The organism is Virgibacillus subterraneus (genome assembly GCF_900110695.1).
In the GTDB taxonomy this organism is placed as follows: Bacteria; Bacillota; Bacilli; order Bacillales; family Amphibacillaceae; genus Lentibacillus; species Lentibacillus subterraneus.
On the sequence record NZ_FOEH01000001.1, the window covers coordinates 1,286,613 to 1,308,140 of the forward strand.

Genomic DNA, 21,528 nt, shown 5'->3' on the forward strand with positions numbered 1-21,528 from the left:
GGGGAGGTCTTCAAATGGAAAATCGTTCTCAATGGGGGACAAGAGCAGGTTTTATCTTTGCTGCTGTTGGATCCGCAATTGGTCTGGGTAATATATGGCGATTCCCAGCAACAGCGTATGAAAGTGGTGGTGGTGCGTTTTTTATTCCATACCTAATTGCATTATTAACAGCAGGTATTCCAATTTTAATTATGGAATTTACTATGGGTCACAAATACCGTGGGTCTGCACCGTTAACCTATAAGAAAATGAGTAAAGGATCAGAATTTATTGGTTGGTGGGCAGTATTAGTTGCCTTCGTCATATCGACCTATTACTCTGTTATTATTGCCTGGGCAATATCTTATTCAATATTCTCATTTAATTTGAATTGGGGTTCAGACACAGAGGCATTCTTATTTACCGATTATTTGAACTTAACTGTTGACCCTGGTCAGACAGGCAGTTTTGTTCCAGGAGTGCTAATTCCTTTAATCATTGTTTGGGCAGTTGTACTAGGTATCCTGTTCAAGGGTGTTAAAAAGGGTATTGAAACTGCAAACCGGATTTTTATACCAGCATTGGTAATTATTTTTCTTATTATTGTAATCCGTGCAATTACTTTACCTGGAGCAATTGATGGTCTTGAGGCATTCTTTGCACCTGATTTTAGTAAAATTGGGAATCCTGATGTTTGGGTAGCTGCTTACGGGCAAATATTCTTCAGTTTATCTATTGCATTCGCGATTATGATCACGTACTCAAGTTATTTACCGAAGAAAACTGATTTAACAAATAATGCTTTCATTGTTGGTTTCGGAAACTCTAGTTTTGAATTACTTGCTGGTATTGGAGTATTTGGAATCTTAGGTTTTATGGCGAATCAACAAGGAGTACCAGTAGATGAAGTTGTTTCTGGTGGGGTTGGATTGGCTTTTGTCGTATTCCCGGCAATCATAAATGAATTCCCTGCACTAAATGAACTATTCGGATTCCTGTTCTTCGCTTCACTGGTGCTTGCCGGCTTATCGTCACTTATGTCAATTACTGAGACTTACGTCGCTGGTTTGGTGGATAAATTCAAAATATCACGTTCAAAGGCAGTATTATTCGGTGGCGGAACTGCCGCAGTTATCTCATTATTATTTGCAACACAGGGCGGGTTAAGCTTCCTGGATGCTGCTGATTACTTTATTAACCAGTTTGGTGTAGCTTTCGTTGGTCTTGTTGAAGTAGTAGTAATAGCGTGGTTCTTGCGTAAACTAGGAGATTTCAAGGAACATGCAAATGAAATTTCAGATATTAAGCTTGGCTGGTGGTGGACACTAAGTTTAAGTGTTATTACACCATTAGTGCTAGGATATACAATGTACGGCTTGTTTAAGCAGAATCTGCTGAAACTATTTGAAACGGAATCTGGTAACTATGGAAACTATTCAGATACGTTTATCTTGTTTGGAGGATGGTTCGTTGCTGCTGGTGCATTGGTAATAGGTGTCCTGTTAGCATTAACGAAATGGAAATCATCAGAAGCTGCAGAAGAAGAATCAAAGAAAACTGGGGAGGGGTAACTAAATGAGTGGTGGAGCAATATTCGTTATGATCCTTGGTATGGTAATTATTTGGGGAGGATTAGCAGCTAGTATCACAAACGCTGTGAAGAAATCCAAACAATAAGTATATAAATTTATTAAGAGCCTGTACCTTTTTAGGTAGAGGCTCTTTTTTATGCAGTTAAGAAAATATAAATCCTTTCTTACTGCTCAAGTGAAACTTAGGATTGGGGATAAGCCAAGTTTTCTAATCTTACAACTTATCTTAGTCTTTATCTTTCGCCATTTTTTCCCATTTACGTAAGTATGGATATGGATCAAATGACCACTCGCTATGTCCATTATCTTTATACATTCCGTAGTGCAAATGTGGTGGGAATTTACCTGAGGTTCCAGGTGGGCCATATCCAGTCGATCCAACACTTCCAAGAACATCTCCAGGTTGCACTACCTGTCCTACCTTAATATCATCCTCATAACCGCTTAAATGACCATAGTAGTGATAAATATTATATATATCACGAATCCCGATTCTCCACCCACCATATAGATTCCAACCTTTTAATTCGACAACTCCGTATGTGGTGGATTTAACAGGGGTTCCGTATCCAGCAAAAATATCAGTGCCTTCGTGGATTCGTAAGCCACCAAAACCCCGTCTGTTTCCCCATGTACTTCGGTAACTGTAGTTGTGGTTTAATGAAACAGGGAAATCACGGTCTGTCAGGTTAATACTCTTGAATTTTCGAAATACTTTAGCTGTATTCATGATAGTTTTAACAGTAAGGTCTCGTTTATAGTAATTCCAAAGAGCAATTTTCACTTCATCTTTAGCTGGTCCGTATTCCAAAATTATATTAGCCATTGTAAAGAGAACGTCCTCAGACTGTTTTGGATCAGCTTTATTATCGCCATTTCCATCTTTTCCATCACCGTGAAAAAATTGTATAATATCTTCATCCTGAATCAAGGAACTATTTCCAAGACCATACCAGAGTTCATTTGGGATTGTTATTGATACTACCTTTTCATCGGCTTCGTCTTTCTTGCTGTTTCGTTCATATTGATCAATTGCTGCTATATAATACCAGGGTACTTGTGTTAACGCCTCGGTTTTTTTGTATAATGCCATACGTTCATCGTATAACTGCTCTTTCGCCAGTACCTCTTGTCCTCCATAATATAATCCAATAATTAAAATTGGAACTAGTAGCGTATAAAGTTTTACTGACATAGACGGTTCACCTCCTTAGTTCTCCACTATAGAGATCAGTAGTTGTTTATTCTTCCATACCCTGTGGTGATTTCTTCATTTCATTAATTATCCGGTTGATCGTATTGTCATAATCATTTTCCTGAACACTTGAATTATGGAGACTTTGAATATCCTGCATCAGTAACTCATTATCAGATACATAAACCTCGAAGTACCCAGGCATTGCAGAAACAGCTGATTTTTTAGCCATATCCGCAGCTTTGGTGGAATCCATTCCCTCATTTTTAGAATACGCGATAAGAACTTCTTCATCAGTAACTAAAGTAGCGACTTCTTCAAATCCATCATTACGCAATATGATCCGAGTAATCATATTGGCCATTTTTGTTCGATCGATGGTGACAGAATTATACTTTTCAGGATCACTGTTCAATTGATCTTTCGTGTATCGAACATACCCTAATTTGTTATCTCCAGCAGGGTTGTCTGGTTGGTTTTCCTGAGAAGGATCAAGCTCATCCACTATTTGCTGTTGTTCATCTTCTGTTGCATTGTCTGTATTTGCACATCCGGCAAGTGTGACAGTTACAATTAATAATGATAGAAAAAGTGTCTTGTTCATAATTTTCCTCCTAATGTAATTTCACATGACCTTAGTTTGTTGTATTGTGATGAATTCATTCATTAAATTATTGTGAAAATTGGTGGTTGTTAATTGCTTTGATGTGATAAACTATAATCAGCACAAGAGGGGTGACTTAATTGATTGAAATTCAAGGAAAAAAATACGAAATTATAGAAAATATAAAAGATGCTTACCAAGAGGAAAAATTTAATGAACGATTTTCTGACATATTATCAAAATACGACTTTATTGTTGGGGACTGGGGATATGAGCAACTCCGACTTAAGGGCTTTTATGATGACCAAAACTCAAAAGCAGCATTTGATACAAAAATAAGTACGTTGGATGACTATTTGTACGAGTATTGTAATTTTGGCTGTGCTTATTTTATTATAAAAAAAATTGATTAAGAAAAGCAGTAGTTCTCTTTGAACTACTGCTTTTCTTCTTCTGGGTGAACATCGCCTGGTTCATCATGAATAGGATGCGCACCAGACGCTTGTCTTGGCAAATCATCATGGCGCTCTTTATCAGGATAAACAAACGCACTTTGACGGCGTTGACCCTTTTCCCAGGGTGTCGACTTACTAAAAACTGGTTCCTCATCATTAATAGCCGATCCAAAAGGTCCTTCAGGAAACTCTTCAGGTATTAAGTTATTCTGACTATTTACATTTGAAAAATTACTATACTTCTTCTTATCTCTTTTTGACACGCAACATCATCCTTTCTTTATTAATTTCTACAACTAGCACAAAAATATCATGTTAATTTCATCCAATATAAATAGTTAATTTCGACTATGAAAATATTTTGAATTTAAGATAAAGGACAATTATTTAATAATTTGAAAAAATAAATAATAGTACCTAATTAATTAACATTTATTTACATTTAATTGATTTTTTTAGGTAATTATACTTATTATTCGTTTAATCGTTTATTTAATGTTGGAAATTTTTACTAATTTTGTAGGCATTAATTACTCAGTAGTAACGCTTATTATTTGTAACAATATTGACACAATTGGTATTTATGTAATGATGTATTGTATATATTACTTATGTTTAATCGTATATATTGAAGAGAGAAAGAGGGTCAATAAATGCTTGAATCGAAACGGAAGGCAATTATATTTTTTCTGATCGCACTTGTATTAGCATTAGTTTCTGGATTTCTTGTATTAAAAAAAGTTCAAGCCTTAAACAGTAACCTTGGAACCATTGTGGAGGTTTATGTTGCTAACAACGATATTCCTTCAAGATCAATGATTAAGCCAGAAGATATTACTACAGACGAGATACCAAAGAAATATTTACGTGATGAACATATTACGAATATTGAATCATTGAAAAATATAGTGTCAGTTGTACCACTGTCATCTGGAGAAATTATTACTAAAAGTATATTGAAAAAAACTTCAACAATCACGGAAACAGATAATCGGTTGATAACATTGTTGAATTCTTCCGAAAAGATTTTTTTTGACCAAGAGTTATTTGCGCTGGATCGTGTGGATATTATCATTTCAAACAGCTTTGGAGAAGAGCCGCTAACTGAGGTTTTCATGAAAGACGTAAAAGTTGCCAGGGTGGCGACCCAAAAAAAGGAATTTTCTGGCGTGCAGTTAGAGATTCCTTTTGAAAAGGTACCGGAACTCATACATATGCAAAATTATGCCGATAGCCTAAGAATTGTGAAATCAAATGTTGGCCAAATGCAAAAGCAAGCAGATAAAGAAGAAGCTGAGGCTGAAAACAAACAAGTAATAGAGGAAGTACCGGAGAAGGATAAAGAAAAGAAAGCAAATGCAGAAAAAGAAAAAAAGGATAATAAAGAATAAGAAAAGAATAGTGTATTTATTTCAGTATTTGGAGGAAGAGGATGGCTAAAGTAAATGATATTTATGTTATTGGAAAGAATGAAGAATTGATTTCGGCTTTAGGTGAACATATAAATGAATCATTTCAGGTGCATTTTATAACTGCTACAGATTTAAAAAAATACAATGCACAAATTGTCATTTTGTTAAATAGTAATAATTCAGCCGTCGATGATGCACAGGTTGTGTTATCAGACTCTCCTAATGCATCCATCATATGTTTAAATGATGAAGAGGATTTTGAATTGCTGCGAGGATTAATAAGGCTGGGCATTTCTGATTATTATGTGTTTCCCGGTGAGGAGTTGATATTTCAAGAACATCTTGAAATATTAGCAAGAGAAGTGAAACAACGAATTGAAAAGGCTGATGAAACTGAGAGCTTCAAACGCGGTGGAGGTAAGATATTTGCCTTTTATAGCGGAAGCGGGGGAACAGGAAAGTCACTATTAAGTACTACATTTGCGCAGACGTTAAAATTAGAGTCAACAGCAAAAGTATTATTTATCGACTTAAATTTACAATTTGGTGGTGCTGAGACATTTTTGGGCATAGACAGTAATCGATCAATAATCGACTTGCTTCCAGTAATTGATGAATTAAATGAACCACATTTGCGAAACATTGCTGAAAAGGAAGAACACTCCGACTTAAATGTGCTGGTAAGTCCAAGAGACGCCGAGATGGCCGAGAAAATCAATGATGAATTTATTATAAAACTTTTACGAGCCAGTAAACGTAGCTATGATTTTATTATTGTTGATTTACCCAATTGGATTGATGAGAGGGTTTTTACCGTTTTGGAAGAGGCATACCGAATCTATTATGTAATGGATATTGATACAGTAGCTATTAGGGTCTTAAAAGGTGTTGAAAATCTGTTTCATAGATTAGGAATTATAACAGATGATCGACTTGAACTTGTAATGAACTTTAAAGGTAAAGATAAGGAATTGACGAAGAAAGATATGGACCGTTTTGTATCCTACACAATTGCTGCAGAAATTAGAAAGGATATTAAAAATGTTCAGTCATATATTAATCAAGGTGAAACACTGCGTAAGGAGGCACAAGAGAAGAAATTGACTCCTGTTGCTAAAGATATACATAAATGGGTAAATTCGATGTTGAAATAATAAACAAGTGAGGTGGTATCATGTCTCTTTTTCAAAATAAAGGAGAAGCCAATGCACGTAATGATATTGATGCTAGCTTTGTCGCCAATTCCGGATATATAGATGAATTGGTAGAACACTATAAAACCAGACTTTTAACTGAAGTTAACCTGGAACAAATTACTAGTTTAAAAGAGTCAGACAAACGTTTGAAAATTGAACGATATGTTAGTCAGTTTATGGCTGAGGAAAAAGTAGTCATACCAAGACAGGATAAAGAAAAACTTCTTTCCAATCTTATTGATGAAAGTATTGGATTCGGACCGTTGGAACCCCTTTTAAAGGATGATTCCATTACCGAAATTCTGGTAAATAGCCCAAGAGAAGTTTATGTTGAACGAAACGGTAGACTTGATCGGACGAACGTTTCTTTTAAGGATGAATCCCATGTGCGTCACATTGTTGACCGGGTTGTTGCCCCACTTGGTCGAAGAATTGATGAAAGCTCTCCAATGGTTGATGCTAGATTGCCTGATGGTAGTCGTGTGAACGCAATAATTTCACCAATTAGCCTAGCGGGTACGATAATATCCATTCGTAAGTTCAGAAAAACCCCATTTACTATGGATGATCTAGAAACATACAACACGTTCACAAATAAAATGTCTATCTTCTTGAAGGTATTAGTAGAAACGAAATTAAATGTATTAATCTCTGGTGGAACAGGAAGTGGTAAAACTACTTTGCTAAATGCTTTGGCAAAATCAATTCCACATGGTGAAAGGGTAATAACAATTGAAGATTCTGCAGAACTTAAACTTGACAGATCCAATGTTGTTGGAATGGAATCCCGCCCCCCAAACGTTGAAGGCAGTGGAGAAATAACCATTCGGAACTTGGTCAAAAACTCGTTACGGATGAGGCCCGACCGGATTATTGTTGGAGAGGTTCGTGGAGCAGAGGCATTTGACATGCTCCAAGCAATGAATACTGGTCACGAAGGATCGTTAACAACTGTTCACTCAAACACTCCAATAGATGCAATTAATCGTGTAGAAGGGATGGTAGTTATGGCAGGAATGGATTTACCTACACATATCATTCGCGATTATATTGTCGGAGCATTGGATTATATCGTCCAGGTTCAACGCTTAACTGACGGAACTCGTAAGATCACGAACATATCAGAACTTGAAAAAATAGAAGGTAACAAAATAGAAGTAAGGGACATATTCAGATTTCAACGAACAGGTGTAGACAGTGATGGAAATATAAGGGGTGATTATACACCAACAGGGATAATCCCAAAATGTTTACCACATCTTAAGATCTTTGGAATAGAATTGGAGAGGGATTTCTTCACCCCAAAGGAGGAAGTGGACTATGAACATAGCGGTGTCTATACTTTATAGTTTAGCAGTTTTGTCACTTTTACTGTTTGTGTATTTTTACTTAGGTTATCGCTCCCAAAAGAAAGAATGGAAACAAATAGTAAGACAGTGGTACCCAGAAGAAGAGCGGAAAAGCTTTATTAGTAAATGGGGGGATCGTTTTGATGAACAGGAATCCTCTCAAGCATTACGGAATAAACTGCAAAATGCAAATTTGAAATTGTTGCCTTCGGAGTATTTAGGAATATTGGTTGCTGGCTATATCACATTACTTGTAATGTTTTTTTCCATATTCGGGATGCCATTCCACGTAGCAATGTTACTGCCAATACTATTACTTCTAGTAGCAAATTACTTACTATTTTATTTTAGAAAAAATAATTATGAAAAACGATTTAATGAACAACTTGGGGAAATTTGCAGGATTCTTGGAAATGCTGCACGGTCCGGGTTAACAATCAATCAGGGGATTGACATAGCAGCAAGAGAAATTGTAGCACCAGCGGGAGATGAATTCAAACGCATCTCCAATGAGCTGAAGCTGGGTGTCACGATGGAAGCTGCATTTCTTTCCGTACAAAAGAGAAATAAGTCACGTGAATTTAATCTGTTTATTGCAACACTTCTAATACAAAAGCAAACCGGTGGGAACTTAGCATTAACGCTTGACACAATGGCAGATACATTTGAAGAAAGAAAAGTATTAGATCAAGTAATCAAGACAATGACCTCGGAAGAAAAATATATTTCGTTTATTGTTCCTGCACTGCCTGTATTCTTGTTGCTTGTTATGAATAATGTGATTGATGGCTTTATTGATCCATTGTTTTCCGGATTTGGATTAATAATATTAATAATATTTATAGTATCAATTGTTTTATCATTTTTCCTGATACGAAAAATTACGAATATAAAGGTGTAGTATATGGATGCATTAATAATATTATCAATCATAGCTTTTTGGTTCTGTTGCCTTATCGGGATGAAACATTTCTGGTCTTTCATTCAGGAAAAACGTGTTGCATTAGACCATATTTCTGAGGTAACGCATGTTGATCCATTTGAAAAAAAGGTGAAGAAAAAAAACAGAAGAGCAGAGATTTTCAGTCGAGTTACAAATTCTGCAGATGACTTTGCTGATTTAGGTCAGCGTATTAACTTTTTTAGTGAAAACCATATGGTGAAAGAATGGCTGAGAAGGTCCGGTAATCCATTACAGTTAACTGTTGCCCGTTTCCAAGGCTTGAAAATATTTTTATTTATTGCAGGTTTTTTTACCGGCATATTAGCAATGATTATTGGGCTGCCATTCTCGCAATATATGATTATATTTAACCCAGTTATTGGTTACTTTATACCTATAATTCTAGTAAGAAGGGAAGCAAAAAAGCGTCAACAACTAATCAGAATGGACTTACCTGACTTTATGGATACGGTAAGTACCAGCCTACAAGCAGGGGTTAGTTTAGACCATGCATTAAGGGAGGTGATTCGATATTTCGATGGTCCAATTCGAGAGGAATTTTCTCGATTTAATCAGGAAATTCATCTTGGTGTTCCTCGGGAGAAAGCATATCGTGAACTATTACAGCGGAATGACAATGAGGAATTCCAATCATTAATCAAAGCATTAATACAAGGGATGGACCTAGGAATACCGATAGCTAAGACGTTTAAGATACAAGCGGATGACTTGAGGCAAATACGACAGGAACAAGTGAAGGAATTGGCAGCTAAAGCATCACCAAAAGTAACATTAGTGACCACATTTTTAATCGCACCCGTATCCATATTGATGATTGCTGGATTAATGATCATGAATATGTTAATGGGTGAAAATAGTATTTTTAATTTATTTTAAAAAATCAGGAGGGATTTAAATGAACTTTATTCAAAAAATTTATGTAAAGGCAATGAACGGGTTTGAGACTTTAAAAAAGGATGAAAGAGGTTCACAGACGTTGGAATGGATTGGTATAGCGGCTGTAATAGTTATAATTGTTGGTGTTGTTTCACAGGCATTTAGTGGTGGAGATTTTGGGACTACACTCGTTCAAAAATTTAGTGATCTAATTAATAAAATTGGCAGCGGCGGTAGCTGAGGATATTAATAGATGATCAAAATATAATCGATAAGTAAGGGGACTTTAATTCATGTTAAAGAAGTTTTGCTATGTATTTTCAATCATCGCTGTCCTAATAGTTATTTCAGGTTGCAATGAAAATGAAGAAGAAAACCAAGCGTTGAATGAGGAAGAGAAAGCAACTGAGCAAGAAGAATCAATAACATCTGATAAAGAAAATACTGGCGATAATAATGATATGACATCACAAGATGATGCTAAAACAGATAACAATGATATTCTGGAACAGGTGAAGCCAATTCCAACGAACATATCTGGATTTATATCTCAACAGCCAGGAATGTTTGCCAATAAGAGTGTCTATGACAATGAAAAAGAAGTCAAAAAACAATTAAAAAAGTTACCGCCTATGAGTGAAAATGCATCTGAAAAAGAGTTGAAAAAATATTTAGCCTATATGTATTGGCTAGTTGCAGAGGATTTGCCGAATCCAAAAGATATGATTAAAAAATGGGAATTTTCTTCATTTGGAAATCCGGATTTACCTGACTCACGTTACCACTTTAAAGAAAATTATAATATCGAAGTTATTCTTGACTCGAGTGGAAGCATGGCTGCAGTTACTACCGTTGGCAAAACCCGTATGGAACTCGCAAAGGAAACTATAAATAACTTTCTTAAGAACATTCCTGAGAAAGCTAACGTATCGTTGCGAGTTTATGGTCATAAAGGGTCTGGTTCCGATGCAGATAAAGATATGTCATGTAGCGCAATTGAGCAGGTATACGGGTTCGCACCATATAATGCCAATAAAATTCAACAAGCTTTGAACAAATTTTCTCCTAAGGGCTGGACACCAATAGCTGCAGCACTCAAGCAATCCAAAGAAGCGCTGAAACAATTTGAAGCTAAGAATAATTCAAACTTAATTTATTTGGTTAGTGATGGTGTAAGCACTTGTGATGGAGACCCGGTAAAAGTTGCTAAATCCCTTTCCAATTCAAACGCGAAACCAGTTATTAATATAATTGGTTACCAGGCAGATGGAAAAGCACAGGAACAATTACAAAAAATGGCTGAAGCGTCAAATGGCGTTTATACAACTGCGAATGATCAAAATGAATTAGAAGAAGAATTCGACCGTGCGGAAGAAGTTTTAGAGTTGTGGAAGGAATGGAAAGAAGATGCATTGCAAGACTTAGATGCAATGAGTGTTAATAACGGTTTTGATATTATGGAACTATCCAACAATTGGCATTTTAGGTCCCTATCACAGGGAAATCATTTATTAGCTGCAATAAATTTGGCAGAAGAAGCGGGAATAGTAACTTTTGAACAAGAGCAAAAATTACAAAAAAGGGCTCATAAAGTAAATGATATGGTAAAACAATTGGATGGTGAAATCGAAGAAAACCTAAAGAACATAAGTACGGAAAATATAAAAAAGACTAAGAAATCTATCAACGAAAAGTTTAATAAACAAACTCAGAATTAACACCCAGTGTACATTTTAATAGAATAACGGGGTGATGGAAATTGGTAGATGGATAAAGAAACTATTAGTTTTGTTAACAATAATATTCATCGCCTTCTTTCCTGTAATTACCCCCACCGTCTATGCTGTGAGCTCATGGTCAGGAGACACGTGGGAGGGTAATACGTGGGAAGGTGATACATGGGAGGGTGATACCTGGGAAGGAAATTCTTGGGATGGCTCTGACCTGGAATGGAATGGCAGTACCTGGGATGGTAAGGGTACTGATGGATCAGTTACTGAAGGTTCTGACTGGCTGGGCTATGAATGGACCAGTATACCATGGTATATAGAAGGTTGGTCAGAGGACGGCTTCAACGGTGATGGAACCACAGGAAATCCCTGGTCAGAAGAGGGTTACAATGGTGGTGGCACCACGGGGAACCCCTGGTCAGAAGGCGGATTCAATGGTGACGGAACAAAAGGTGAGTCGTGGTCGGAAGATGGCTTCAATAGTGATGGAACAAAGGCTGATTCCTGGTCAGGAGAAGGAACCGATGGTAATGGCACATCAGGAGATCAACCTTTTTATGACACAGGTGCATACAAAGTAACCCATTATTTAACGAATGATGTATTAAACTCTTCTGCCAATTTTATTAATAATGGGTTAGACAAAAAATCTGGTCTTGATGGTGCTCCTTTCCGGCCAGGAAAGTTTACTTCCAACTTTTTGCTTAACAGCACGAAATTAGTATTGGGAAACAATGACATAGTAAATGCCGCCGATGCGGGATTTAAGGCATATGATTCGTATGATTCCGTGAAAGCCATTCAGGGTATGGCGAAGAACTTTGGAGACATCCAAAATAATTCTAGTGGAAGAGATGTTCTTTCGAATAATTCTAAAATTAACAAGTATAAAGTATTATTTAAGGACTCTAGCTCTAAATTACTTAAAAACACCGACATATCAGCTATTAAAGGTACATGGAAAAGTATGGGGGCATTGTCTAAATTTAATGCTGGTTTATCAGCTGTGAATACGTTTGTTTCTGCTTATAAAACTGGGGATAGTATTGCGGACTTCGCGTCTTTAAATGACAGTGCGTCAGGAACAGATAAAGTTTCTGCAGGGGCAGATATTGGTGCAGACATAGGGGAAACTCTTATGAGTGCTGGAGGAGTGGCCCTAGCGATACCAGGTGGCCAGGCAATAGGGGCAGGAATAATGGCCGCTGGTGCTGGACTCTATGCTGTGTCAAAAGGGGTTAAACTTGTTGCAAAAAACTGGGATAAAGTTACAAAGGCTGCAGATGCGGTTAAAGATACAGCGAAGAAAGCTTGGGATACTGTGACTGGATGGTTTTAATAAAAGAATAGAGTAATTACTCTATTCTTTTATTAAAAATCAGTTATTCATTAATTATATTATTTAAGCGAGGGGTTAATAATGGAAGTTAATAAAGAAAAACTTATAAAATGGGCAAAAAAAAACAAGAAAATGTTTGAGAATGAGAATGTAAACGGTCAGGCATATAAGACAAATAATATATTGTTTTATTATGTTTTCTACACAAAAAAATGGGGCTCTGAGCAAAAAGGCTTTTCAATAATATCACCTAACAAATTCAATAAAGATGAAGCTATTAATGCACTAAATGCTCATACGTATTATGCGTTAACTGCGAACAATATAGAGGATTATGGTAGTTTTAGGGCAGGTCTAAACTTTCAACTCCACAGTAAAATGAAAGAATACTTAAAGTCAATATTAGATGATGGCGTTTTAGATAACGAGAAACAAATAAATTATCAACGTGCTTACGGTATTATGGATTCAATGTTAAAGCTTCAAGATGAACTGATTGAATTATGGGAGGAGTCAAAACAACTTCTCGATTGTATTAAAGAGAACGGATACTTTACGGATGAGGAAATAGAAAGATTAAAAAAGCTTATTCCCTCCTTTAACCTAATACAATACAAACAATTAAAACCAAGGTATGATTTTCGTAAGGATTTTGATGTTATTTACGAAAACCGTAATAATCTAAAAAAATATGGATCACTCATTCAAAATAGAATGTTAAATGAAATGAGAAGTGAAGTTTCGGAAGTTGGGTTAGAAAGGTCGCTCAATGAATTGACCAAAAACATTGTGGTGGGAAATGATTATGACTCGGACAATGCACTTTATGATAAGTGGTATAATGCTCTAATTCGGGATATAGATGCCCGCATTGAACAGGATATAAAGCTATTACGTTATCCTTGAGAAGAATAGATATTAAAGATTCGATACTTACATATCATTGTTATAAGTTAGAAGGAGATAACTATGGAAAACCCATTAAAATATACATGGCAACTATATACAGGCAAGTTTGAGAAAATGTTTATGTTGATGATAACAACTACATTCCCATTATTGCTGCTTCATTCCTTCGTAACCAATTATATTTATGCGATAACACCAAGCTATTTGGTGAATTATTCTTATGCGGATATATATTATGGTTTTTTAACTGTACTGTTTTTTTTATATGCTCAGATACCATATATCCGTTATGTGTATAACGAATATGTCGGAAAAGAAGATAGTCTGAAAGATGCATTATATCAATTTCTGGCCAATGGGTTTACCGTATTTATATTTGCTTGTTTGCTATCTTTTTTCTCAACAATAGGATTTATGTTGTTTTTAATTCCTGGATTGATCTTGTTATCTATATTCTTTCCAGTTACATACCTAAGCATGTTTGACGAAAAGTCTACTTGGAAGTCTTTGAAGGAAGGAATGAGGATTGGTAAAAAGCATTTATTTAAAACCATGGTACTTATTTTATTCACTGGATTGTTGGAAGCTGTAATAGGTGTGACGCTATCCGCACAAATATTTAATATTACATCCTCCTATTCCGCTCAAATCATATCGCAAATAGCCTTAAATATAATAGTTTTTCCTTTTGTAATAGTCTATCTAACTTCACTTATTATTAAATGGCGTGAATCGGAGGATGTACTAGAGGTAGACAGTAAGGATACCACTGGATTGCAGGGATAATATTATCTGCAATAATATTTCCAGGTTAGGAGAGAACCATGAATAATCCATTAAAATACACTTAGGAAACATATACACACAAATTTGAAAATTATAATTGCTGCAATCATTTAAGAGTATCAAAATGACTAACCCAGATAATATAAAAGTTGTAGCCAAAACCGATAGAATTCAAGCAAATACATATAAAGATAGTTTTAGGATATCACAAAATCATTTGCCGCTCAGATGACATTAAGTTTAGTATTCTCTCCATTTGTTATTATACTTCTATCATTTTGCATCATTAAATGGATTCTATGAAAAAGGACCTTTGACATCCAAAACTTTAGGTTCGATCTATATACATATAGGTAGGAGAGTGTAAGATGATGAAACTGTGGAAGAAAAAATTCAGAGATGAGAATGGTTCAGCTACAATTGAATTTTTGGGTATTCTACCGTTAGCTTTACTGTTACTAATGATAATCTGGCAGTTTATCGTAGGAGTGAATGGTGTCCTAATCGCCCAGTCAGCAGCAAATGAGTATGCTACGGTCTATTCCGTTACTCAAAATTCGAATGAAGCACAACAAGCTGCTTCTGAAATTTTATCTTCCACAGGCAATTACTTACAGACGGTTTCTATTAATGGATCAAGTGAAGGTGGCAGGGATTTTTTGGCAAGTGTGAAGGTCAGAATTAACTTAGTTTTTTTACCTGAGGAACTTTTTGGTAATCAAATTCCTTCTATTCCATATTCTACAGCAGCACATGGTAGGGTGATTAAATGATGAAAAAAACCCTTCAAAATGAGGAAGGAATCATTGCACTGTTCGTTCTGGGAATGTTGGGCATTATTATGATTCTTTTAATATTGGTTGTGAATTTAGGGGGAGCTTTAGCTGTTAAAGAAAGTTCTGCAACAACTGTTCAGCAAGCGAGTCTTGCAGGTTCCAGTGTTTTGTACGAAGAGGTACGTCAAATTATCTATGATTATGAAGATGAAACATTGGAAGGAGCGTTGCAGGCCTTTTTTGAAGATATCGAGGAAAAAGTTGGTGTCAGAGCAGATGCTTTAACCTCAAACAGTTCCTATAATGGTTGGACAGCAAATGAAATACACATAGAAGCCTTTGATCAAGTTTTGAAGGATGAGTTGAACAGGTCTGTCGTACGAGAAAAGTTGGAGGACTTACTGCAGTATGAGAACATTGAGTCTAAGGTAATCGATGAAGTTAAAGAAACAATCCTGGAAAATGACGGTGTTCTGGAAGGAGCAAAACTGTATATCCGAGACCATAGAATTTATGTAAAAGCAGCGAATGATATGGAAGCCTTTTCCTATGACGGGTATATGGAAGGTATTAAAGAGAATATTTATCAGGAATCTGCAGGACCGAAAATTGATTTTATAAATGTGATATGGGATGGAAGGCGTACAGTGCCATTAGATTAATAACCATAATATTTATAACGTGAATGGGAGTTTTGTAATTGAAAATGAAAAAGATCTTTTTCATTACAGGTTTATTCATCATACTCTTGCTCACTGCATGTGCATCTGAGACAGCAAAAGAGTTAGTTGAATATCATAATAGCTATCTGAATAATGTAAACAGTAAAGGTCAAGAGTTAGATAAAATAATAAAAAAGTCATTAAATACTTCAACGCCGACAGAGGCATATCAGTTACAAAAAGAAAAGGCTATGCCTATTGTAAAAGAGGTTGAAGAATATATTAATTCGCAAGACCCTAAAACGGATATAGTGAAAGAATTGCATCAGATGCGTTTGGAACAATTTAAATTGTGGCATGAAGGGATTCAATTAAAGTTTCAAGCAGTAAAGAAAATGGGAAATCAGTCAGTTAGCCAACAGGAAACGAAGGATATCATTGAAGAGTCAAATAGAATATTAAAAGATGCGATGGAATTGGGTAAGAAAGCCGATAATAAATTCCTTGAATTGGCAGATGAACATGGTCTTGAATTAGAGGAATAAAAGTAATGTAATAATCATTTTTATATTATTTTTGCTAATTGAAAGGGGATGTCGTTTTTGTCTAAATCAGAAAAAAATTGGCGAAGGTTCTATATGATTATGATGATTTTTATTTATTGTTTCTATATACCTATAGAGACATTTGAGTGGTTATCCGGTTCAGGAGGCATTCCATATACAGCTCTTGTGTTAGGTTTTGCTATACCATTATTACGTAAAAATCATCTTAATACGAAAAAGAAGGGAAAGAGTCATCCTAAATTAGGGGAAAGTTAAACCTTGTTATAGTGATGCAACGTTAAAAGACATAACGATTCTATAAATACACCTTCAAGAAGTTTCTGCTGAGGGTGTATTATGTTTATTAAGGTGAAAATATGGGGGTATTCAAAGGGAGGTATTTTGAACAGTAAAGTATAAATTATGGAGGAAGATTTAAATTTCATTTTTTTCTATAGCTATTTTTATAAGTCTATGGATAATTATGGCGTTACAATGTGAGCCGTTACCAGATGGAGGATAAAAATTGGTATGAACCTATATAAAAAGTAAATTATTTTTAGATTAAAAAAGGGTGAGAGAAACTTGAAAATAAGTGAAGAAGAGACTGCAACTGATCAATTGGCTAGAAATGTTTATAAGAGTCCACTTATTCCTGGGATAGTTGGTATTGGAGTTGTAGCAATACCCCACTGGTCGACCATATATTTTCTAATATGGGGGTTAATAATAGCATTACTTGTCTTAAGAGTTTTTTTGGGGTATTTAAAGCAAAAACATCTTGATTACAGGTGGCATGCTTTGACAGGCATCTTTGTTTATGACACAACTGCATTCTTTTTCCTTATTCCGTTTTGGCGCGTAGTAGGTGAACCTTTATGGTTATTACTTGTTCTAATAGGTGTCTATGTTTTATGTCTAATACTTACACATCATTTTCGGTATGTTGTTGCGGAAGGAGTACTTTCAGCTAGATGGAGGAAAACACTATTCGGGAAAGTGTATTGGACTGTGGCCTTTCTCTTGGTTATCTTTACAGCAGGCGGATCCTATGGATTTTCAAGGTCGCTACAGGTTTTCCAAGGTTATAACACTGCCCTTTTTGTAACAACAGCATGCTTAATACCTTTTGGAATCTTATTTATTGTAGGTTTTCATGGGCTCTGGGTTCGTGTGGAGAATCCGGATTATGATCTGAATAGTGAAGAAAACCCTAATTAAAGTAAAGGATGATAGAGAAAAAGAACAGCATATTAAGAGAAAATATGGTAGTTAAAGTGAGTTGCTGTCTATATGTATGACTTTTCTATATAAAATAATCAGCACTGTCACTGTTAATTTTAATTCAATCTTGAAAAGAGTGATAACTATGAATTATGATGATCCATAGGTTAATAAAGAAGCTAAGAAGCATAAGAAAATTCTTGAATATTTTACGATTAAGCTGACAGGGAGAATACTAATCATTTAGCAATGCATGGGAAGTCTATACACGAAAGACATTTCTCTACACTGCTTTAATTACTGGGGCAATGTATTTGTTTGCTACGTATGTAGTTCTCTAATTTGTAACTAAGAATTATGTTATAAAGGCTTGATGATTAGCTGAGTTTTCTAATAACTGGCTTTAAACTATAAAAGGATGGTAGTGTAAACTAAACAATGCAAGCAAGAGTGCATACGACTCTCACTACTTACCTGTTTAGATTACGTTGCCTTATCTTACAATCCAATAGAAGCATTCCAATTCGTTGAGCAAACAGTGGTTATTAATTATAAAATCCCATCCAAGAACTCACGAATCTCATCTGCCTCCATTTGAGTCTCATGAAATATATGCTCAATTTCCCCCTTTTTGTAAAGGTCGTCTTTTCCAAGTAGAGCAAAACGGTTTTTCTGTAAATAAATGACGATATGTTTTTTTGGGTTCTCTTCATGTTGCATGAAGGCAAAGTCATAGCGTTGTAATTTCCCCATAAAGCTTATGTAGCGAACCTCTTTTGTTACTGTTTCATCTTTCAGGTAATCAAACTTATCTCCCATGTTATTTCACCTCGAACAATTTTAGTATTTTTTCGCAGTTAAGAAAGTATTAAATACTTTCTCACTGCATAAGTGCAACTAAGGCTTATCTATATTAAGGCTTGCACTCCAGAGTATAAGGGGTCCTATGAAAGCAAGATACGCTTTCATAAGAATCCCTTTAACGAATGCCAGGTTTACTAATACTATAACATGTATTGGTTATTCAATCATTTTAAATATGGTATAGTTGTATGTAGCAGTATTTTGGGAGGGTGAATTCATGTATTTTGTTGAACGAAAAAAAATTGAAGAGACACTTATATATATGGAAAAATTACTTAACGAAGTTTCCCGCCATAAGTATGAAACATTTATGGAAAAGTTATACTTGGAACGTACTGTACATATGGTAATTGAATCAATACTTGATGTTGGGAATATGATGATCGATGGGTTTATTATGCGTGACCCAGGAAGTTATGAAGACATCATCGATATTCTTGTAGATGAGAAAGTGATGCCTGAAAATGATGAGGCAGGCTTTAAGGAAGTAATTCAATTACGGAAAATCGTAGTAAAAGATTATATTGAAGTAGATCATGCGTTATTGGATCGAACAATTCAGGAAAATAAGGACAAGTTAAATCAGTTCAGTTCATACATCAGAAGTTACTTGGATAATGAGTTAGGCGTTGCAAATGCTTTTGCAAAAGAATAGTGAAGAGGTATTAGATAAATGAGAAGATATAAAGGATATTTAATCGATTTGGATGGTACGATGTATCGGGGTAATGAACGGATTGACCAAGCTGCTGATTTTGTTTCCAAGCTTGATCAATTTGGTATTCCGTATTTATTTTTGACGAATAATTCCTCTAGGACGCAGTTACAAATATCCGATAAATTACAAAGTATGGATATCCGTTCAACTCCAGAACATGTTTTTACATCGAGTATGGCTACAGCGAAATTTATTAAGCAAAAAAAGCATAATGCACGCTGTTTCGTGATTGGAGAAGAAGGACTGTATGATGCTTTACAGCGGGAAGGTCATATTGTTACAGATAAGGATTGTGATTTTGTCGTTATCGGGATTGATCATGAAATTAACTATGACAAGCTGTCTAAAGCATGTACTGCAGTTCGTGGGGGTGCTGCGTTCATTTCGACAAATAGTGATGTGGCAATTCCCACTGAAAGAGGCCTTGAGCCAGGAAATGGGGCTCTAACATCAGTTGTGACTGTTAGTACTGGTAAAGAGCCAATCTTTATCGGAAAACCTGAAGAGATTATCATGGAACAGGCATTAAGTACACTTGGTTTTTCTAAAGACGAAACACTTATGGTTGGTGATAACTATCATACTGATATTCTCGCTGGTATAAATGCTGGTATGGATACATTAATGGTATTTACAGGTGTAACTACATATAAAGATTATCCACTGCTTGTTAAAGAACCAACCTATTATGTACATAATTTAACCGAATGGATTGACCACATTTAAACACACTTATAACAGATAAAAGCCCAGCAAATGCTGGGCTTTTGTTTGTTAATCATCAATTAGCTGGTCATCGCCAGTGGCATGCGCTAGGCGACTTGATGCTGCAGCGGCAATTGCCCCTACGATATCATCTAAAAATGTATGGCATTCCCCTGTCGATTTATCATTCAATCGTTTTAAAATGCCTGGTTTTTGTTTATCAATATAACCATAATTCGTAAAACCAATGGAACCATACACATTAACAATAGAAAATGCCACAATCTCATCGATTCCATATAAGCTTTCATCGGTTTCAATTGTTGTTTGAAGTGGCTGGGCAAGCATATTCTGCTCAGCAAGCTTATCCAGTTGTATTCCTGTTAAAACAGCATTCTGCACTTCTCTTTTTGTTAATACACGATCCACGTTATGCAAGCAATCATCCATGCTCAATTCATCATGATATTTTGATTGCAGGTAATACACCAGCTCCGCAATATCTTCTAATGTAACACCACGTTCTGTTAACCATTCTCTTGCTTTTTGTTCCAGTTCACTCTGATTCGTATTTTCATCCATTTAATATCACCTTTTCTTCCGGAAATTTGTTAAGATATTTCTTTTTCAAACATACACTAATAATAGTCATGAAAGGGGAGACCAACATGAGGGATTTACTCGCAACATATTATGGGATTCAAGCAAATGAAAGAACTGTTTGGAATGGGGTAGAAGGACTCAAACATAATAACTTATTTTATTTTACCATTTCTGCTGAACAGAGGGAAATTATACATATGGAGCAGGCAGCACTTGCTTATTATCTATATGAAAATAATTACACCCAAACAGCTATTCCCGTTCCAAATAGGAAGGGCGAGTGGTACACAGAATACCACAATGAGAATCACATGGTATTTCAATTGGAAGATAATCCTGTTGACAGCAGTGTAGTACATGGAGCATCTCTAGCTCAATTTCATCAAACTGGTTCACGGTATCAATATGAGCCACAGACTATTTCAAGCTATGGTCAATGGAAACAATTATGGATTGATAAGTTAACCGCTTTTGAAAAGCAGATTGAGGTGGATTCAGCTGAATATCCTAATGAATACCACAGACTTTTAGTAGATGCTTTACCATATATAATTGGAGTAAGTGAAAATGCAATCCAGTATATGCAGGAGAGCGAGTATGAATCACGGTTTCATGAAGTTGATCAAGGTACTATTGCCTTCAGAAGATATCATGGAGAGATTGAATCAACCATATGGACTACTGACCTCGTATATGACCACCCTGTTCGTGATTTAGCGGAATATATCAGGTTTAAATTACTGAAGCATGAAGATCCAATGAATGGGATTAAAGATTTTCTGGATGAATATAAACAGGTACGGACACTCTCTATTTTCAGCTGGCGTTTAATGTACGCACGATTACTGTATCCAATCCATTTGTTTGATATTATCGAACAAGGTTTCACAAAACAACAGTATGAGCAACGCTATGATGAGTTGGATGAAATGCTAGAAAATCAGTCTATATACGAGGAGCGGTTAGGTAATCTTTTTGACCATTTAGGTATTGATAGTAAAGAATTACAAATTCCTATGTTACACTGGCTATAAGCTTGATATAG

General features: G+C 35.6%; 26 protein-coding genes. 21 read left to right on the top strand and 5 right to left on the bottom strand.

Going from position 1 to position 21,528, the window contains the following annotated elements; all coding sequences use genetic code 11:
- The first annotated feature begins 14 nt into the window (after nucleotides 1-14).
- Both BMY13_RS06005 and BMY13_RS06010 read left to right on the top strand, forming a co-directional pair.
- Complete coding sequence (locus BMY13_RS06005) at nucleotides 15-1,550, top strand: sodium-dependent transporter (protein WP_092503267.1); 1,536 nt, start codon at nucleotides 15-17, stop codon at nucleotides 1,548-1,550.
- A 4-nt stretch (nucleotides 1,551-1,554) separates the two neighbouring features.
- Complete coding sequence (locus tag BMY13_RS06010; RefSeq protein ID WP_092492106.1) at nucleotides 1,555-1,656, top strand: methionine/alanine import family NSS transporter small subunit; 102 nt, start codon at nucleotides 1,555-1,557, stop codon at nucleotides 1,654-1,656.
- A 141-nt stretch (nucleotides 1,657-1,797) separates the two neighbouring features.
- Here the strand turns inward: BMY13_RS06010 and BMY13_RS06015 are convergent, their stop codons facing one another.
- Both BMY13_RS06015 and BMY13_RS06020 read right to left on the bottom strand, forming a co-directional pair.
- The gene (locus BMY13_RS06015) at nucleotides 1,798-2,766 is read right to left on the bottom strand and encodes a M23 family metallopeptidase (protein WP_092492107.1); all 969 of its coding nucleotides are present in this window, start codon (nucleotides 2,764-2,766) and stop codon (nucleotides 1,798-1,800) included.
- Between the two features lie 46 nt (nucleotides 2,767-2,812).
- The gene (locus tag BMY13_RS06020; protein ID WP_092503269.1) at nucleotides 2,813-3,370 is read right to left on the bottom strand and encodes a YhcN/YlaJ family sporulation lipoprotein; all 558 of its coding nucleotides are present in this window, start codon (nucleotides 3,368-3,370) and stop codon (nucleotides 2,813-2,815) included.
- A gap of 140 nt (nucleotides 3,371-3,510) precedes the next feature.
- On the opposite strand from BMY13_RS06020, the gene BMY13_RS06025 reads away from it, so the two are divergent.
- Nucleotides 3,511-3,783: a YutD family protein gene (locus tag BMY13_RS06025; protein ID WP_092492109.1), complete on the top strand. Its 273-nt coding sequence runs from the start codon at nucleotides 3,511-3,513 to the stop codon at nucleotides 3,781-3,783.
- A 23-nt stretch (nucleotides 3,784-3,806) separates the two neighbouring features.
- Here the strand turns inward: BMY13_RS06025 and BMY13_RS06030 are convergent, their stop codons facing one another.
- Nucleotides 3,807-4,088: a hypothetical protein gene (locus BMY13_RS06030; RefSeq protein WP_092492110.1), complete on the bottom strand. Its 282-nt coding sequence runs from the start codon at nucleotides 4,086-4,088 to the stop codon at nucleotides 3,807-3,809.
- A gap of 390 nt (nucleotides 4,089-4,478) precedes the next feature.
- Between BMY13_RS06030 and BMY13_RS06035 the strand changes: the two genes are divergently transcribed.
- The 15 genes from BMY13_RS06035 (at nucleotide 4,479) to BMY13_RS06105 (ending at nucleotide 17,590) form a co-directional block, all read left to right on the top strand.
- Entirely contained in the window at nucleotides 4,479-5,216 is a 738-nt protein-coding gene (locus tag BMY13_RS06035) for an SAF domain-containing protein (RefSeq protein ID WP_092503271.1), read from the top strand.
- Nucleotides 5,217-5,257: 41 nt separating this feature from the next.
- Nucleotides 5,258-6,391 (top strand): CpaE/TadZ family protein, encoded by a 1,134-nt coding sequence (locus tag BMY13_RS06040; RefSeq protein WP_092492112.1) that lies wholly within the window; start codon nucleotides 5,258-5,260, stop codon nucleotides 6,389-6,391.
- A 20-nt stretch (nucleotides 6,392-6,411) separates the two neighbouring features.
- The gene (locus BMY13_RS06045) at nucleotides 6,412-7,782 is read left to right on the top strand and encodes a TadA family conjugal transfer-associated ATPase (RefSeq protein WP_092503273.1); all 1,371 of its coding nucleotides are present in this window, start codon (nucleotides 6,412-6,414) and stop codon (nucleotides 7,780-7,782) included.
- The gene (locus BMY13_RS06050) at nucleotides 7,754-8,683 is read left to right on the top strand and encodes a type II secretion system F family protein (protein WP_092503275.1); all 930 of its coding nucleotides are present in this window, start codon (nucleotides 7,754-7,756) and stop codon (nucleotides 8,681-8,683) included. Before BMY13_RS06045 ends, BMY13_RS06050 begins: the two co-directional genes overlap by 29 nt.
- A 3-nt stretch (nucleotides 8,684-8,686) precedes the next feature.
- Nucleotides 8,687-9,622 (top strand): type II secretion system F family protein, encoded by a 936-nt coding sequence (locus BMY13_RS06055; RefSeq protein ID WP_092503277.1) that lies wholly within the window; start codon nucleotides 8,687-8,689, stop codon nucleotides 9,620-9,622.
- A gap of 19 nt (nucleotides 9,623-9,641) precedes the next feature.
- Nucleotides 9,642-9,863: a hypothetical protein gene (locus BMY13_RS06060; RefSeq protein WP_092503279.1), complete on the top strand. Its 222-nt coding sequence runs from the start codon at nucleotides 9,642-9,644 to the stop codon at nucleotides 9,861-9,863.
- Between the two features lie 52 nt (nucleotides 9,864-9,915).
- Nucleotides 9,916-11,340, top strand: a complete 1,425-nt coding sequence (locus BMY13_RS06065; protein WP_092503281.1) for a vWA domain-containing protein — start codon at nucleotides 9,916-9,918, stop codon at nucleotides 11,338-11,340.
- A 34-nt stretch (nucleotides 11,341-11,374) separates the two neighbouring features.
- Nucleotides 11,375-12,691 (top strand): hypothetical protein, encoded by a 1,317-nt coding sequence (locus BMY13_RS06070; protein WP_092503284.1) that lies wholly within the window; start codon nucleotides 11,375-11,377, stop codon nucleotides 12,689-12,691.
- A gap of 81 nt (nucleotides 12,692-12,772) precedes the next feature.
- On the top strand, nucleotides 12,773-13,597 hold the full coding sequence (locus BMY13_RS06075; protein WP_092503286.1) for a hypothetical protein: 825 nt from the start codon (nucleotides 12,773-12,775) through the stop codon (nucleotides 13,595-13,597).
- 63 nt (nucleotides 13,598-13,660) lie between these two features.
- Nucleotides 13,661-14,386, top strand: a complete 726-nt coding sequence (locus BMY13_RS06080; protein WP_092503288.1) for a YciC family protein — start codon at nucleotides 13,661-13,663, stop codon at nucleotides 14,384-14,386.
- 368 nt (nucleotides 14,387-14,754) lie between these two features.
- Complete coding sequence (locus tag BMY13_RS06085; protein WP_245736035.1) at nucleotides 14,755-15,159, top strand: TadE/TadG family type IV pilus assembly protein; 405 nt, start codon at nucleotides 14,755-14,757, stop codon at nucleotides 15,157-15,159.
- Complete coding sequence (locus BMY13_RS06090; protein WP_175476723.1) at nucleotides 15,156-15,824, top strand: hypothetical protein; 669 nt, start codon at nucleotides 15,156-15,158, stop codon at nucleotides 15,822-15,824. Before BMY13_RS06085 ends, BMY13_RS06090 begins: the two co-directional genes overlap by 4 nt.
- A gap of 38 nt (nucleotides 15,825-15,862) precedes the next feature.
- On the top strand, nucleotides 15,863-16,369 hold the full coding sequence (locus tag BMY13_RS06095) for a hypothetical protein (RefSeq protein ID WP_092503292.1): 507 nt from the start codon (nucleotides 15,863-15,865) through the stop codon (nucleotides 16,367-16,369).
- Between the two features lie 57 nt (nucleotides 16,370-16,426).
- Entirely contained in the window at nucleotides 16,427-16,645 is a 219-nt protein-coding gene (locus BMY13_RS06100) for a hypothetical protein (protein WP_092503294.1), read from the top strand.
- A gap of 309 nt (nucleotides 16,646-16,954) precedes the next feature.
- Nucleotides 16,955-17,590 carry a hypothetical protein gene (locus BMY13_RS06105; RefSeq protein WP_092503296.1) on the top strand — a complete coding sequence of 212 codons (636 nt, stop codon included), beginning with the start codon at nucleotides 16,955-16,957 and terminating at the stop codon, nucleotides 17,588-17,590.
- Nucleotides 17,591-18,142: 552 nt separating this feature from the next.
- Here BMY13_RS06105 and BMY13_RS06110 read toward each other — a convergent pair.
- The gene (locus tag BMY13_RS06110; RefSeq protein ID WP_092503298.1) at nucleotides 18,143-18,412 is read right to left on the bottom strand and encodes an SAV0927 family protein; all 270 of its coding nucleotides are present in this window, start codon (nucleotides 18,410-18,412) and stop codon (nucleotides 18,143-18,145) included.
- Nucleotides 18,413-18,674: 262 nt separating this feature from the next.
- Between BMY13_RS06110 and BMY13_RS06115 the strand changes: the two genes are divergently transcribed.
- Together BMY13_RS06115 and BMY13_RS06120 are read left to right on the top strand one after the other, a co-directional pair.
- On the top strand, nucleotides 18,675-19,112 hold the full coding sequence (locus BMY13_RS06115) for a DUF86 domain-containing protein (protein WP_092503300.1): 438 nt from the start codon (nucleotides 18,675-18,677) through the stop codon (nucleotides 19,110-19,112).
- An 18-nt stretch (nucleotides 19,113-19,130) separates the two neighbouring features.
- Nucleotides 19,131-19,901 (top strand): TIGR01457 family HAD-type hydrolase, encoded by a 771-nt coding sequence (locus BMY13_RS06120; RefSeq protein WP_092503302.1) that lies wholly within the window; start codon nucleotides 19,131-19,133, stop codon nucleotides 19,899-19,901.
- A 48-nt stretch (nucleotides 19,902-19,949) separates the two neighbouring features.
- Here the strand turns inward: BMY13_RS06120 and BMY13_RS06125 are convergent, their stop codons facing one another.
- Nucleotides 19,950-20,462: a phosphatidylglycerophosphatase A family protein gene (locus tag BMY13_RS06125; RefSeq protein ID WP_092492129.1), complete on the bottom strand. Its 513-nt coding sequence runs from the start codon at nucleotides 20,460-20,462 to the stop codon at nucleotides 19,950-19,952.
- 86 nt (nucleotides 20,463-20,548) lie between these two features.
- Between BMY13_RS06125 and BMY13_RS06130 the strand changes: the two genes are divergently transcribed.
- Nucleotides 20,549-21,517: a protein kinase family protein gene (locus BMY13_RS06130; protein ID WP_092503304.1), complete on the top strand. Its 969-nt coding sequence runs from the start codon at nucleotides 20,549-20,551 to the stop codon at nucleotides 21,515-21,517.
- Nucleotides 21,518-21,528: the final 11 nt, after the last annotated feature.